The sequence below is a fragment of the Vibrio salinus genome, from assembly GCF_021272385.1.
Taxonomy (GTDB): Bacteria; Pseudomonadota; Gammaproteobacteria; order Enterobacterales; family Vibrionaceae; genus Vibrio; species Vibrio salinus.
Genome location: NZ_JAJSDZ010000005.1, coordinates 379782 through 394414, shown reverse-complemented (window position 1 = coordinate 394414; position 14633 = coordinate 379782). Strand labels below are relative to the sequence as shown.

General features: G+C 43.4%; 17 protein-coding genes. 10 read left to right on the top strand and 7 right to left on the bottom strand.

Annotation, left to right across the window (positions count from 1 at the left end; all coding sequences use genetic code 11):
* The first annotated feature begins 331 nt into the window (after positions 1 to 331).
* Both LRQ06_RS01945 and LRQ06_RS01940 read left to right on the top strand, forming a co-directional pair.
* On the top strand, positions 332 to 961 hold the full coding sequence (locus LRQ06_RS01945; protein ID WP_232764759.1) for an FMN-binding negative transcriptional regulator: 630 nt from the start codon (positions 332 to 334) through the stop codon (positions 959 to 961).
* Between the two features lie 286 nt (positions 962 to 1247).
* The gene (locus tag LRQ06_RS01940) at positions 1248 to 1880 is read left to right on the top strand and encodes a LysE family translocator (RefSeq protein ID WP_232764758.1); all 633 of its coding nucleotides are present in this window, start codon (positions 1248 to 1250) and stop codon (positions 1878 to 1880) included.
* A 52-nt stretch (positions 1881 to 1932) separates the two neighbouring features.
* Here the strand turns inward: LRQ06_RS01940 and LRQ06_RS01935 are convergent, their stop codons facing one another.
* Positions 1933 to 3171: an MFS transporter gene (locus LRQ06_RS01935; protein WP_232764757.1), complete on the bottom strand. Its 1239-nt coding sequence runs from the start codon at positions 3169 to 3171 to the stop codon at positions 1933 to 1935.
* Positions 3172 to 3173: 2 nt separating this feature from the next.
* A complete protein-coding gene (locus tag LRQ06_RS20995; RefSeq protein WP_257794072.1) occupies positions 3174 to 3308 on the bottom strand; it encodes a hypothetical protein in 135 nt (44 codons plus the stop codon).
* Between the two features lie 112 nt (positions 3309 to 3420).
* Between LRQ06_RS20995 and LRQ06_RS01930 the strand changes: the two genes are divergently transcribed.
* The 8 genes from LRQ06_RS01930 to LRQ06_RS01895 all read left to right on the top strand — a co-directional run bounded on the left by LRQ06_RS01930 (position 3421) and on the right by LRQ06_RS01895 (position 8996).
* The gene (locus LRQ06_RS01930) at positions 3421 to 4299 is read left to right on the top strand and encodes a LysR substrate-binding domain-containing protein (RefSeq protein WP_232764756.1); all 879 of its coding nucleotides are present in this window, start codon (positions 3421 to 3423) and stop codon (positions 4297 to 4299) included.
* A 95-nt stretch (positions 4300 to 4394) separates the two neighbouring features.
* Entirely contained in the window at positions 4395 to 5090 is a 696-nt protein-coding gene (locus LRQ06_RS01925) for a 2'-5' RNA ligase family protein (RefSeq protein ID WP_232764755.1), read from the top strand.
* Positions 5091 to 5275: 185 nt separating this feature from the next.
* Positions 5276 to 6037, top strand: coding sequence for a DeoR/GlpR family DNA-binding transcription regulator (locus tag LRQ06_RS01920; protein ID WP_232764754.1), 762 nt, complete (start codon positions 5276 to 5278; stop codon positions 6035 to 6037).
* Between the two features lie 114 nt (positions 6038 to 6151).
* Entirely contained in the window at positions 6152 to 6805 is a 654-nt protein-coding gene (locus tag LRQ06_RS01915; protein WP_232764753.1) for an HAD family hydrolase, read from the top strand.
* A 61-nt stretch (positions 6806 to 6866) separates the two neighbouring features.
* Positions 6867 to 7514: an HAD family hydrolase gene (locus tag LRQ06_RS01910; RefSeq protein WP_232764752.1), complete on the top strand. Its 648-nt coding sequence runs from the start codon at positions 6867 to 6869 to the stop codon at positions 7512 to 7514.
* Between the two features lie 67 nt (positions 7515 to 7581).
* The gene (locus LRQ06_RS01905; protein ID WP_232764751.1) at positions 7582 to 8136 is read left to right on the top strand and encodes a GNAT family N-acetyltransferase; all 555 of its coding nucleotides are present in this window, start codon (positions 7582 to 7584) and stop codon (positions 8134 to 8136) included.
* A complete protein-coding gene (locus LRQ06_RS01900) occupies positions 8123 to 8530 on the top strand; it encodes a GNAT family N-acetyltransferase (protein WP_232764750.1) in 408 nt (135 codons plus the stop codon). The genes LRQ06_RS01905 and LRQ06_RS01900 overlap by 14 nt, the downstream gene beginning before the upstream one ends.
* A 94-nt stretch (positions 8531 to 8624) precedes the next feature.
* Positions 8625 to 8996, top strand: a complete 372-nt coding sequence (locus tag LRQ06_RS01895) for a TlpA family protein disulfide reductase (RefSeq protein ID WP_232764749.1) — start codon at positions 8625 to 8627, stop codon at positions 8994 to 8996.
* Between the two features lie 113 nt (positions 8997 to 9109).
* On the opposite strand, the gene LRQ06_RS01890 is transcribed toward LRQ06_RS01895, so the two are convergent.
* From LRQ06_RS01890 to LRQ06_RS01870, 5 genes are all read right to left on the bottom strand, one after another.
* Positions 9110 to 10138: a DUF6765 family protein gene (locus tag LRQ06_RS01890; RefSeq protein ID WP_232764748.1), complete on the bottom strand. Its 1029-nt coding sequence runs from the start codon at positions 10136 to 10138 to the stop codon at positions 9110 to 9112.
* 189 nt (positions 10139 to 10327) lie between these two features.
* Entirely contained in the window at positions 10328 to 11230 is a 903-nt protein-coding gene (locus LRQ06_RS01885; protein ID WP_232765454.1) for an AraC family transcriptional regulator, read from the bottom strand.
* A gap of 120 nt (positions 11231 to 11350) precedes the next feature.
* Positions 11351 to 12379, bottom strand: coding sequence for a purine-nucleoside phosphorylase (locus LRQ06_RS01880; RefSeq protein WP_232764747.1), 1029 nt, complete (start codon positions 12377 to 12379; stop codon positions 11351 to 11353).
* A gap of 185 nt (positions 12380 to 12564) precedes the next feature.
* Positions 12565 to 13662 (bottom strand): ABC transporter ATP-binding protein, encoded by a 1098-nt coding sequence (locus tag LRQ06_RS01875; protein ID WP_232764746.1) that lies wholly within the window; start codon positions 13660 to 13662, stop codon positions 12565 to 12567.
* 4 nt (positions 13663 to 13666) lie between these two features.
* Positions 13667 to 14629 carry a carbohydrate ABC transporter permease gene (locus tag LRQ06_RS01870; protein ID WP_232764745.1) on the bottom strand — a complete coding sequence of 321 codons (963 nt, stop codon included), beginning with the start codon at positions 14627 to 14629 and terminating at the stop codon, positions 13667 to 13669.
* Between the last annotated feature and the right edge of the window lie 4 nt (positions 14630 to 14633).

Here is a 14633-nt window from a genome sequence, read left to right as displayed (position 1 = left end):
CGATTCTTAGTATTTTGTTTAGTGGTAATACTAGGCGAAAAACAGGTCTTATAAAAGAACGGAGCAGTTTACCATGTTCTCGCTTCTTTCTTCTGAATTTTTTACAAATGTGAAAATTCGGTTTTTTCTGATGGTAAAAATTTAAGAGATTATATATGTTATTTATTATTCATCTGGTTGTGCATTTACTTGGGGCGGTGGCTGTTTCAGTTTTTACCTTTTTACTGTTAATACCCCCATTCCGTTTTGCATTTCGTTCAGATGAAATTTGGACGCCGGACGTCGCTGACGTTTCGCCGTTGATTGGGGCATTATCATACAAGGAGGTTCGATGTATATCCCTGCAACGTTTAAACAAGATAATATTGATGAAATGATTTCAGTTATGCGTGACTATCCGTTTGCCACTTTAGTCGCTCATACCGGCACTGATATCGAGGTTGTTCACTTGCCTGTATCAGTTGAAAGCACAGAAAATAGTATCGTACTTAAAAGCCATATCGCTAAAGCTAATCCGTTCTGGAAAGTGATAGAAGAGCAGTCGAAAGTGCTTGTTATCTTTAATGGGGCACATAGCTATATTTCCCCAAGTTACTACCCGACAAAAGCCCAACACGGTCGTGCCGTTCCTACATGGAATTACGTTGTTGTTCATGCAAAAGGGAACATTCATTATGTTCATGAGCCTCAGGCTGTTTATCAAATTCTTGAAACGTTAACCAATGAACAAGAAGCTCAATTTGAGTTACCTTGGTCTATTTCTGATGCGCCGGGTGACTTTATCGAAAAGTTACAGACAGCTGTTGTGGGCATTGAAATCAAAGTTGAATCTATCGAGGGTAAGTGGAAAGTAAGCCAGAATCAGCCTGCCGAGAATAAGCAGGGTGTTATTGACGGTTTGCAAGCCTCTACAAACCCAATGGCAAGCGAAATGGTGTCACTGGTTCGCTCAGCGCTCTAAAAGTACGCTAACAACAATTCAGGAGTGATTCCCAACGTTTGGAGTTTTTCATTTCATCGTTGGGTTTTGTGTTTACGGTGGTATGGTTTCAGTGAAGTGGTTGGGCTGTGTTGGTGGAAAGGCTTTTATCCATCATTTTTATTAATGAGTGCTATTAAAATTATCCGTTGGTCTTCACTTTACCGGGTCTTTAAGCTTACAAAGAACGACACACCTGGCTACGAGCGAATAATCGCTTTAGCCGGATTCTTTGAGTAATAATGATTCATGATGGAGAAAAGAGAAAATGGAATTACACAGTACGATAGCGTTTAGTGTTATTGCTGCGTTGTTGGTCATGTCGCCGGGACCCAATGGCTTTCTTATTGCAAAGACCGTTTCTTCCTCCGGCCGTCAGTCCGGGTTTGCCAACGTCTGGGGATTCGTTGCCGCGTTTTATGTGCACGGAACATTGTCCATATTCGGGATTTCCGTTTTTCTGGTGCATTGTGTTGAAGCGTTCTTTATCCTGAAACTGCTGGGGGCCGCGTATCTGATTTGGTTAGGTACAAAAGCACTTTTGAGTGTGTCTGGGATCAAAGAAATGAACCCCACCCACTGCTCTCAGAGGGAACCGGAATCCGTTCGTGGCGCTTTCATTGAGGGTCTTTTAACCAATGTGCTTAATCCAAAAGTCTCTCTGTTTTATCTTGCGGCTTTCCCTCAGTTTTTAACCGTGAACGGCGGTTTGTTCAGCGCATACGCATTGGTTAGTGTACATGCGCTGATTAATTTTATCTGGTTCTCCGCTATGGTTCTGCTGATATCACGTGTAAACACAATGGTCTATCACATCGGGTTTAGAAAATGGTTAAAGGTGATTACCGGAACCGTTTTTATCGGGTTTGGAACAAAACTGGCATTTTTGAGAACCATTTGAATCGCCCTATTGCTGCGGTGATGAGATCCCATCTTGCCTGATTGTTTTTCCCCTATACCACTATTGACGCTTCCAGAAAGGGTTTCTGCAGAGCTTTAATAACATAATAGCCACCGGCCAGAGCCATAATCAGTAATGCAATGGTGAACACGGATGCCCCCGTTGTCAGATTTGTTGCATCGGTCAGGTATCCGGCGGTGACCGGTAATACACCTGCCGGGATATAACTCCCCATATTCATCAACGCATTGGACTCTGCCCGGTGTCTTTCCGGAACATTAAAAGCAATGATAGTCAGTCCTCCTAACTGGCCTAATCCCTGACCCGGGCCGGCAAATAAGGCGGCAATGATCAGTGGAGCAAGTGACAATTCATGGACGGCAAGATTCATGCAAATCATTGACAGACTCGTGCAGAATGTACCCGCCAGTAAAATGCTTTTGAGAGAAAAATGTTTAAAGACGAACTGGATCACAATGGCGGAAATAAACATCATGCCGGCCACCCCGCCGAAAATCACCGGGCTTTTTACACCAAGTAACGATGAAAGTAATGAGGGTCCCAGAGAGAGAATAAAACAGGTGGATGTTAATCCCGGACCAAAAACCGCCAGTCCTACTCCAACAAAACGTTTGTACTCCGGTGAAATTGTCGGTAACCGGAAGCGAAAGGTCTGAGTTTCTTTCGGTGCGTGTGTGTACACAGGCAACGGTAGCATGAAAATAATGATCAAGAATGAAAGAAACAGAACAAACTGAATCAGATATACCCAGAAAATCGGATGATTCAGGCCGGATGAAAGGCTTCCTGCTAACACAGGACCGATTGCCGCGCCCAATACCATCGCAATGGATGCGATAAGAGAAGCCTGTTTCCTGTGTATCGCTCCTCCCAGATCGACGACAGCAGCCATCCCGGCGGAAGAAATCACACCGACGTAAACGCCGGTAAGAAAACGCGCAATGAGTAATTCCGGAATATGGTGAGAAAACATAAACAGCAGGCAGGCGATTAAGGCCGAAACGGTACCGGGAATTAAAACCGATTTTCTGCCGTAGAAATCTGAGAGTTGTCCGACAAATAGCAGAGATAACAGTAATCCCACGATATATGCGGCAAAGACGTCGGTTAAGGTGCCTGAAGAGAAGTGCAGGGCATTTTGCCATCGGACATAGAGTGGGGCCGCGGAATTCGACAAGATAAAAGCAAGCACAACTCCCCATGCTGCAGAGAACACTTTCCATTGAGAGAACGGTTTGCCTCTGGCTGCTGAATGGTCATCCGTGTTCATGTTCAGCTCCTTGTTGCCGGTTGATTGATTATCTGACTGACAATGTCAGCCATGGTGTCGCCACTAATATCGGGCTTTAAGCTGTCCAGACTGAGTACCGTTTCATTAATATCAAACAAAATGGTTTCCCGGTTCATAAATCCTCACTTATTTTTATTTTGCTACTGGTTGAATATCTATTGTGAGCCATTACAATTGGTTAAAAAATCAAAACATTTAGTACTAATAGTCCATAAAAACAGGAATATTATGAATCGTCCCGAGTCCCTCGATATTGAAGCCATAAGAACGTTTGTCACCGGAATTGAAATGGGCAGTTTTTCCCTTGCAGCGAAACAGCTTTGCCGTTCTACATCGGCAGTCAGTGCACAACTGAAAAAGCTGGAGCTTCAGTGTGGTGTTCAGCTTTTGCATAAAAGTGGCCGAAATTTATGTCTGACGGAGAGTGGAGAACTGTTGCTGAGCTATGGCCGAAGGCTGTTATCTCTGAACGATGAAACCTTGTTAGCGGTTCAGAAAAGAAACATTGAAGGGAAGGTATGTCTTGGTCTTCAGGAAGATTTCGGGGAGTATTTGCTTCCGGATTTGTTAGGGCGGTTTTACCGTTCTTTTCCGAATCTGGAGATCTATGCCCAGTCCGGACGAAATAATGTATTAAGTAATGGGGTGTCTGAGAATCTGCTGGATTACGCCGTGTGCTGGCAGGCGTTGTATTGCGAAAATGAAGCGAATTTTATTAAAGCATCGCCGCTTTACTGGATAATGAATGACACTTTTCCTCTTTCTGAGCTACTGAAACAGAATGCGCCTGTTCCTTTGGTGATGCTGGATGCCCCCTGTATCATCCGGGATGCAACGATTTCGGCGCTAGACCGGGCCAATATTCCCTGGAAAATAGCCTTGACCAGCGGTAGCCTCGCCGCCATCTGGGCGGCAGTGAAAGCCGGTGTCGGTATTACCGTCAGAGTCGATATTGGCATGCCTGAATCGCTGTCCATTATTGAAGATCAGACATTGCCGGAATTACCTAAAATCGGCCTGACGCTATTAGAATCGAGAGCGACCAAAAGTGCCCCGCAAAAAATGTTGAAAGAATTATTATTAGACGCATTCAGAACGTATCTTTAAATCCGCCGTTTATTTAACAGGTAGATCAAATCCATCGGGCACTTTATTATGTGATTATATGAATATGTCTCCATGGTTGGTTAAGGCAATATTGAATGAGAGAAGAAAAGCGAATTTATGATGCTATGTGGCACGATTTCGGGCAGGTGATCAAAAACGAACATTATCAGACAGATCCTCTGATTGAGGACCCGAGGGACAGCCGAAGGGGCATTACTGCATTGTCCTACCTACAAAATAGCAAGGCATTGATTCATGAAGTTTCTGACTTTTTGCAAAAACTTCAAATCTTAGAACCCGGACAATATTATCCACCTCTCTCCGACTGGCATTTAACGGTTCTCACTATCATCACCTGTTGTGAAAACTTTCATTTGTCGGAGACTGAAGGGCAGGATTACGCTGAAGTGTTTAAGAACGCCGTCAGAGATATCGGGTCGTTTGATATTCAATTTAAAGGTATCACGGCTTCTCCCAGTTGCATTCTTTTACAAGGGTTTATGCCTGATGAATCGTTATCTTACTTAAGAGAAAAATTAAGAGCTGCATTTAATCAATCACATCTGTATATGAGCCGTGATTCGAGATACCAAATCGCCACCGCTCACTCGACAATGGTTCGATTTAAAGAATCATTACAAAATCCCAATCGTTTGTTTGAATTTCTCAAGGATTATCGTGAATTTGATTTTGGGGTTCATACTGTGGATTGCGTGAAGCTGGTTTCTATCGACTGGTATGTCAAGAAAGAACACACCAAATTGTTAGCGAATGTTCCTCTGACACTTTAATCGTTATGTATGATTGCTGATTCTTCTCACTCCGGTAGCTGGCTGGTATTAAACCAAATGAACAAAAATGAACAAATTAATATTTATTTCTTTTCGATTGTGTTTATTTTTGGTCAGTGTTAAATATAACCATATTGAAGTTAACCTTGGTTCGTTTACAGCGTCATTCTGGAGATTCATCAATAATGGACAAATATTCACCGGAAGAAAGGCAACAGCTTATTCTTCAATTGCTGAAATCACACAACAAGGTTATCGCTGCTGATCTGGCGGTACAGCTTGGAACAACCGAAGCAACAATTCGTAGAGATCTACGATTTCTTTCCGGAGAAGGGCTTTGTAAGCGAATTCACGGTGGTGCCTTATCTTTTGCTCCACCAAGCGGTACTCAGGAAGAACGTCTTGAAAACCGTAATGCTGAGAAACAGGTGCTTGTTCTGGGAGCAGTCAAAATTATCAAGGAAAAACAACTTATTTTCCTTGATGCCAGTAGTACACATATGCTTCTGGCAAGTATCTTACCTGATAATATGGAATTGACCGTCGTTACCAACAGCCCGGCGATTGCGACCCGATTACTGGAAAGAAAAACGATTAGAACCATTCTCATCGGTGGTGAATTAGATTACGCAGTAGGTGGTGCGATTGATATTACGGCCGCTGAAGCCATTAATAAATTTCGGTTTGATTTGAGTTTTCTCGGAGCATGTGCCTGGTCATCAGAAACAGGATTTAGTGCGGTTCATTACAGAGACAGGGAATTTAAGCATTTAGTGGTGACCCGTTCCGGTTCAATAGCCGTACTATGTACTGACGATAAAATCGAAGCGTTGGCCTCATATCCTTTCTTGGCATCTCAGGAAATTGATTATCTGATTTGTAAGGAAAATGATTCATCGCTGAAAAACTACTTTTCACATACTGAATGTCAGTTAATTACCTGTTAATCAAAGAATAATACAGTACTCCCTCCGGGAGATCTGCCATATTACTCAGACTGGCACGGAAGAAAGGCATAAAAGTTAATTCAGAACTAACGTAATGAAATTAAGGTATTTTATATGGAATATAAAGCGATTATTTTCGATTTTAACGGGACGTTATTATGGGATACACACCTTCATAATGAGGCTTGGGATATTTTTCTAGAGCAGCATGGTTTCGATCTTACAGATGAAGAAAAAAACGAAACGATTCACGGTAAACAAAACCAACTGATTTTCAAAGATCTTTTCAGTAACAATATTTCTCCAGAGGAAATCGGAAAATACACGTTAGAGAAAGAAAAAATATATCAAAACCTGTGTCTGGAAGAAAAACTTGGGTTAGGTCCCGGCGCCTTCAGTTTTCTGGATAATTTAAAAGAAGCAAAGATTCCTTTCACTATTGCCACTTCTTCAGGAATAGAGAATGTCAGCTTTTATTTTGAAAATTACAATCTGGACCGTTGGTTTTCAATTGATGACATTGTTTACAATAACGGTAAAATTAAGAGCAAGCCAAGCCCGGATATTTTTGAAGTTGCCATGGAAAAGCTGGAGTGTTCCCCGCAACAGGCAATTATCTTTGAAGATTCTCAGTCTGGAATTATGGCGGCAGAAGCGGCAAAAGCCGGAAAGATTGTGATTGTTAACTCGATAGATGAAGATTATTCCCGTTATGGGCATGATGTCATCACTCATTTCGAACAATTTGAGATGGAAGTTATAAAATAGATCTAAGTTGTTTTAATTCAATGTAATAATTCAATTCAACTCTAAATGGAGCACCTGAAACATGCCTCAATGGAAAGTCGCCTGTTTCGATCTGGACGGAACGCTGGTGAAAAACACCAGTACAGGCCAGCATTTAGCCGGCAAAATGGGCCATGCTGATGAGATGGCGAAAATTGAGCGATGGTATAAAGAAGGCAAAGTCTCCAATGCTGATGTTGCTGCCCTCGATGGGAAATACTACCGTGGCTATTCGGTTTCTGATATTCACGGCTTCTTAGACGATATTCCCACGGTCGATCATATTAGCGAAACGGTGTCTTATTTTGCATCCAGAGGGATTCCTTCTATTGTTTGTATTCTGGCGTGGAAGTTTGTCGCTGAGTATTTTGCTAACAAATACGGATTTTCTGGCTGGAGTGGTCCAGACCTTGAACTGGATTCGAGTGGTATCTTCACCGGGCGGGTTCTTACCGATTTCCATGAAACTGACAAACCGGTCTATGTGAACGACTATTGCCAGAAGATTCATGCAAATTTATCTGAAGCCTTTCATGTCGGTGATTCCCGTTCCGACTTGCCATTATTTAAACAGGTAGGATTTTCGGTTGCATTCAATGCCGATACCACAACTCAACTGGCTGCTTCTGTTTCCGTGGATAGCGGGTCTTTACTGGACATACTGACTGTTATTCCGGGAATAAAACCATAAGATGTATGCCGGGGGCTGGATAACGGTTTATTATGCAGAGTAAACGAATGACAAAGAGTGAATAAAAATGAGAGTAGAGACGGCCGTCATGTCTGACTTTGAAAGTCTTGTTGGGCTTTCCGCAGAAGTTGAAAATCTCTTTGGACCAATGGTAAATGAAGCTTCATTTCATACGGCACTGAAAGAAGCCATTGCAAATAAAATGGTTTTTTGTGTCAGAGATACACTTAATACGCTGAAAGGTGGTATTGCCATTTCAAAAGAGGCGAATGCCATTCTATGGTTTGTTGTTGCTGAGTTATACCGGGGGCAAGGCATTGGCAGTCATCTGTTAAGAGCCGCAATTTCCAGATTAGATTCCGAAAAAGAAATTGTTGTGCAAACCTTTGATAAAACAGTTCAGGCAGGATTAGCAGCCCGAACACTCTACTTAAATACTGGGTTCGTTGACGTAAGAGATGGTGGTAAGAATCCAGCAGGCATTCCAACGGTAATCATGCATTTAATAAATGACATTCTCACCAACCGTTGTCACTGTGTTGCTTTTCAGGGATCGATTAAGTCCAACCCTATAGCAGACAGCGTTAAAATCAGGAACCCGGGAAGATATGGAAATCATTGACACATTTACAGATGAACGAATTGCTCAGGTCCATGAGTTGTATAGCCAGGCATGGTGGGCTAAGGAACGAACGCTAGATCAAACCATCAATTGTGTGAAAGGATCTCAGTTGTGTGTAGGTGCTGTAGATGACGACAATAACCTTGTTGGTTTTGGCCGCGTGTTAAGTGACTTTACTTTCAAAGCGATCATCTTCGATGTTATTGTATGCTCATCCCAGAGACGTTGTGGTTTAGGGGGAAAGCTAATGAGCGCAATCCAAAATCACGACGATCTGAAGAATATAAAACACGTTGAGTTGTACTGTCTTCCTGAAATGGAAGCCTATTATGAACAATTTGGGTTTAGTACAGAGGTTGGTGGTATTCACCTCATGCGTAAAACCAATGAATGACGGGATGCTTAAGAGCGGTGATCTTTTCACATACCGAAGGTTTCCTGATTTTTGGGAAACCGTCTTCGCGATGTTAACAGGAGAATAAAAAACGATGGGGTTGCAAATCGTAGAACCAACAGATGTGAATGATCGTATTGAGAGGAAAGAGACCTTTGTGGTCAATGTTGTGACGGCCTGGTGTCCGGACTGTACTGAAAGACAAAGCCAGCATATTGACGCTTTTGTCCAGCACTTGAATGAGCAACATATTGACGTATTTCAGGTGAATGTTCAGATGACCAAAGGTGTGTTTATCAGTGAAGCGCATGAAACATTGACGAACCGGTTTGGTGGTCATGGTTATCCGAGAACCGTATTGATCAAAGAGGGCGTTATTGCTGATAAAGATAACGTAGAAGTGATAACAGAAACCGGTTTATCCGATTTATCGTCAAAATTTATAAAGCTAGTGCAAGTATTGTAAACATACAGTAGGGAACCGAACCTGGCACGGTTTTTCAGTTACACCGGCGGGGGAGCATTTGCTTAACGTAACGCGCCGTCAGAGAGTGCTTCTGGCGGCGTGTTATTTTTTAGCTATGAATATTTTTCATCGACGAGGTCATAGCCCATTTGCCGGAATAACGGGGATAACAGTTCAATCCCCAATGCTTCCTGTGCTTTCACCGATTCCTGAAATTTATACCAGTTGGTGTTTTCTTTTTGTATTCCTTCTTTCCAGAAATATTCATCTTTAAATATAGTGAGCACAGAGGTTAAGCCTTCATGGGAATCTTTTAATCCATGTACTTCTGTGTCTATGGCTTCATCAAACCAGATGTTTTCATCAAAATCCGGCCAGTTATCCAGACGGTTTTTGTATTCCTGAATACGCTCATCTTTATAGCGGATAAAATCACCGCTGTAAGGGCGTCCCTGAATCGTAATGAGACTGGACTCGATGTTCCGCCATTCTCCAGATTTATCTTCTCTTCCCTGCTGAGCAAGGTATGAACAGTATTGGAGGTATAAACATTTGGCGGCTTCAGTAAACCGTTCACGATTATCAACAACGGATTTTACCAGCCGGTTATCTTCCCATTTATGACATACCCAATCAGGATGGTGCTCTGCATCGGCATGACCGATGTCTGGTTTCGGATCCAAACCGATATTGTTGACGTAGTCGTACCAACCGACAAAATTCTGATGGGCCCAGGTATCAACGTAGGTATGAGAGGCAATTCCAATTCGGTAGAGCCGCATTTCTTCATCAGAACTGAAAGCAGCTTCCAGTAAAGTATTTGCATTCGGACTGTTTGGGGTGGTATTGAGAATGTGCATTTTTCCATCTTTTCGCCTTGCGGTGATTGCAGCAGGGTCTCCTGGCACAAAATGAAAAATGGGATAAATTCGCATCAATTTCTTTTTGGGTTTTAGAATGTTCATGGTCTGACTGATGAAATTAATATACACCTCTTCAGAATGCCGATCTTTAACTTTAACGCCGGTATCGTTGTCATCAACTAATTCAGAGGCATAAGCAATGGTTTTTGCCTCTTCTGACGAGAACCCCGCTTTCAATGCTATGTAGCCGGTTATCCAATAATGAAACTCGATATCCATGGCACTTTCCTCTTAGACTCATTCACCAAATCAATTTTTAATATGCAACTAAATTCTTTAGAAAAGTGTGACCAGACTAGATTAACTGAAAATTAAAGACTGGGTACGGATAGTCAGTTTACGCCAGGCGTCTTGACCCGGAAGGAGCAAGACGCTTTATAACATAATCATCAAGATAAAAAGGGCTTTTTATGCTTTTAAGGGCATACAAAAGCTGACATCGGCCACTTGAGTTTGAGGATCATAACTGTGGTAAAGCTCAAAACAGGGGCGATCATCACATTCCATTCCAGATTCTGTGATTTGCTTCATCAGATCTTCCCATAAAGGACCATATTGACTTTTGTCGGTAACGGTCTGGCGAAGTGTGCCATAACGGCCGCCACTAAAAGGTTTTTTTTCAATACCTGCAGTGGGCTGGGTGTTGTCCGGTACCATCAGGCAGATATCAGTACGGCATTTTTCTGCTGGTGTAATTTCCGGATTGTCATGATAGATGAAAATGCAGGTGTTCTTTGCAAAACCGTTTGGTGATGCCCAGGCCCAGAGTTTATCGCAAGCTTCTTCATAGCCTTCACCGTAGGGGCCGGTTACCCGGACATAAGCCAGTGCTGAAGGATCAAAATGTTCTGTTTTCATGTTTATTCTCCCTGTTAGATACTGAGTGTCAGTATAGGAAGACGATGAATTAAGCGCGTTTCCTTTCTTGCTGTTTGCGTGTCCGATCTTGCTGTTTTTTGCCAGATGTGAAAATGCCCCAACCGTGATACATTCGCGAAAAGCGCTGGGGGCGACGCCAAAGTGACACCGGAATGCTTTAGCCAGACTTTGTGAGCTGGAAAAACCATAATTTAACGCGGCATTGGTGACACTCACTTTTTTATAAAATAACTCGCTGGCCGCGGCCTGTAACCGCAGTCTTCTGAGAAACTCGGCCAGAGTTTCTCCCTGTACCGCTTTGAAGGTACGGTGAAAGTGGTAGGGTGACAGGTTAGCCAGTCTTGCCACTTCATTAAGATTCAGTGGTTCATTAAAGTGTTTTTCCAGATACCGGATTACCGGGCGTAAACGCAACTGATAGTCGACTTTCATTTGCTCCTCTCTTGTTTGAGATAAAGCATAACCGACAACTGTATATAAATGCAGTTGCATTTTGTCTTTTTAGACCGGCTTCAGAATTTGTTCACGGCGCCGGTTCTCCGGACCGGAATATTATTCCGGTATACCGTTTTTCCACTGAGGCCAGTTATCGACGATATTTTGTGTTACCCGGTAAGAAACCCGGTAGGCATTAGTCACTGCGGGAACAAAGCCGCCGGACTGAGCTGCCAGCGATTCTGCCGGGGTTTGATCCGGGGCTTCACGATCAAAGTTAGAGCCGGTACGCATCACTAAAATACGGCCAAAGTCGAGTCTGTCTGCATCTGCCGCACGTTTTAGTGCAGTCAGGCTAGCATTGTCTTCCATTTGGGTTGTGCAGTACCGGGCTTTGCCGTCGGTGATCAAAGAAGCGTAATCCTGCATTTCTTGCGCTATCAGCGAGCCATGCCAGTATGTGTCGCTTGATAGCGTATCGCAGACAGATACCTGAGGTTTGTCTGCTCCGGGGGTACCGGCCTGATACTGTTTTCTGTATTGGCGGGCTTCATCACTGTCGAGAAGGGGTTCTGTTTTTGTCAAATTATAGGCCTTGTCCACCAGTTTATCATTGAGGTGGTAAACTTCTGTGCCTGCGCTCCAGCGGCCTTTTTGGCCGGGGGCGGATGCGCCTAAGGCTAAAATACCGCTTTTCCATGTTGATGGCATCTGGCGTGGGTCAATCTGGTGGATTAGTCCGCCATCGATGACATACCGTGCCCAGTTTGCAGAGCCTAATGTTGCTCTGTCGGGGGCGACACCACCAATTCCTGAGATAATGATGTAGGTCTTACGTAAATCAACATCAGGGCTGAAGGATAAGATACTCATCGTACTTGCCGCATTGGCATAGCCCATTGCGGTTGTGATAAGGCAAACGCCCTGATCATCGCACTGTAAATCGGGATAATCTGCATTTAATCCGGGGAGTGCATAAGAATGAGAAAAATTCAGGTGGCTTTGCCATGGCTTGGCTTCGCCACCAAACATGGTTACGACCAGTACTTTTGGGGTAATGGGTTTAGCTGGCAGAGCTTCTGCATGAGCGGTTCCAAGAGAAAGGCCCATCGCTAATACCGACAGGCGGAAAAGTAGAGAATTCATTTTATTCCTTTACTGAGAGAGTTTACTTCGGGGACACCGGAGTGAACATTTCCAATACGAGATGTAAATGTAATGGATTTCATATATAAATTCGAGTAAAGAGAGTAAATATATTTACCGGTTCTTATTGATTCGGAGTTACCAGACAGATAACAGAACCGGTTCGGGTCTATGGCGAATTATGGTTAAAGCCGTTTTTCGGTTATTGTATCGAATAGCAGGATTCGCGAGAGATCGACGGTTAAATTAATTTTATCCCCCCGTTCGATGACTGAACGTAAATCCAGACGAGCCTTGATATTCATTTCTCCAAAAGTAAAGAGAATTTCCTTGTCAAAACCCATTGGTTCCACCAGGCGAACTTCAATGTTGTCAAAGTCATAACTGTTGCTGCTGTTGGAAAAAAAAGTTTTGTCGTTAAAAAAATCCGGCCGGATTCCCACTTTGACCGGCATACCTTTATCGGGAATTTTAAGATTAGGAGTAATTATGGCTAAGTGTTCTCTGGGTAATTGGTAGGAACCAATATGTAAATAGTCTGTCATTAAGGTGCCATTGAGGATATTCATCGAAGGCGAACCAATAAATGTGGCGACAAAAATATTGCTTGGATTGAGATAAACATCCATAGGGCTTCCGACTTGCTCGATCATTCCGTCGCGTAACACCACCACTCTATCTGCCAGTGTCATGGCTTCGATTTGATCGTGGGTAACATAGACGCTGGTCAGCCCGTATTCATGGTGAATCTGAGCAATTTCAGTTCTCATATGACTACGCAGTTTTGCATCGAGATTCGACAGAGGCTCATCAAAAAGGAAACAGTCGGCATCGCGGATAATGGCACGCCCCATTGCGACTCGTTGCCGTTGTCCTCCGGACAGATCCGCCGGTTTACGGTTGAGATAGTCTTCAAGTTTGAGAATTTTGACCACTTTTTGTAATCGGCCCTGTATTTCGGATTCAGCCATTTTGAGTCGGCGCAGAGCAAAAACGATGTTTTCTTCCACCGTTTTATGCGGATAGAGAGCATAGTTTTGAAATACCATCGCGATATTACGGTGCTGAGGCTCAATATCGTTAACGATTCGGTTACCAATGGTGATTTCTCCGGATGTGGGGGACTCCAGTCCGGCAATCATGCGTAATGTGGTGGATTTCCCACATCCGGATGGCCCAACCAGCACAACGAATTCACCATCGTTAATGTCCAGGTCGATGGACTTGACCACCTTTGTTTTACCATAGTTTTTGGTAATATTTTTTAATACAATTCCGGCCATAAGTTTATCCTTTTACTCCGCCTTCGGTTCTTCCGCCATCCATATGACGCATTGCAAATAAGAAGCAGACCACCACCGGGAGCAGGGTCAGCATGGATGCCGCCATAATGCGATCCCAGATGGCATTTTTAGAAAAAAACAGTTCCTGCAGGGCCAGCGGGAGGGTGTAAAAATTCTGGAACTGTTTGAGAAATACCGAGGCAAACAAATATTCGTTCCAGCCAATAATAAAGCAGTACATAAAGACAGTGGCTAACATCGGGATCGAAAGTGGTAGCATAATTTTCCAAATTGCTTCTTTGCGAGAATATCCATCCATCATGGCCGCTTCCTCCAGAGCAAAAGGAATGGTTCGGAAATAATTACCTAACATATAGAGCGCAACCGGCAGAGTCTGAACTATGTAAATAATGAAGAGACAGAAAAGGCTGCCCCATACGCTTGAAGCCAGACCGACATTTACAGCCATCTGATACAGTGGCACCATCAACAGAACGCCCCCTACCATATAGACAAATAAGACTGAACGCTGTACTACGATTTGTCCGCCAAACCGAAGACGGCTGATTGAGTAGGCACCTAAGACGGCCATGATTAGCGAAAACAGAGCGGCTCCGGCAGAGAGCAGAAAGCTGTTAAGCATAAAACGCCCAAAAGGGAAGACATCTCTGTTGTCCTGATATTTAGCCAGAATCTTTTTCTTTGCCTGTTTGGGTAGTTTAGGGTTACTGAGGATTCTTTGAATAGCCGGTGGAATGTCAGCCTGTTTAGGTTCGCTTAATCCCAGTAATTCCTGATAAGCGCCTAAGTTGATTTTTTCAGGAATCAGAGACGGGTTTCCCCAGTCAAACTGATGCTTGAGGGAGGTCGATAAAATTTGTGCAAATGGCAGCAGGCAGAAACAGACCAGCAATAAAATAGCCATCAGGAATGTTATTCTCGATATCAGCGTTTTTTTTCTTTGCATACTT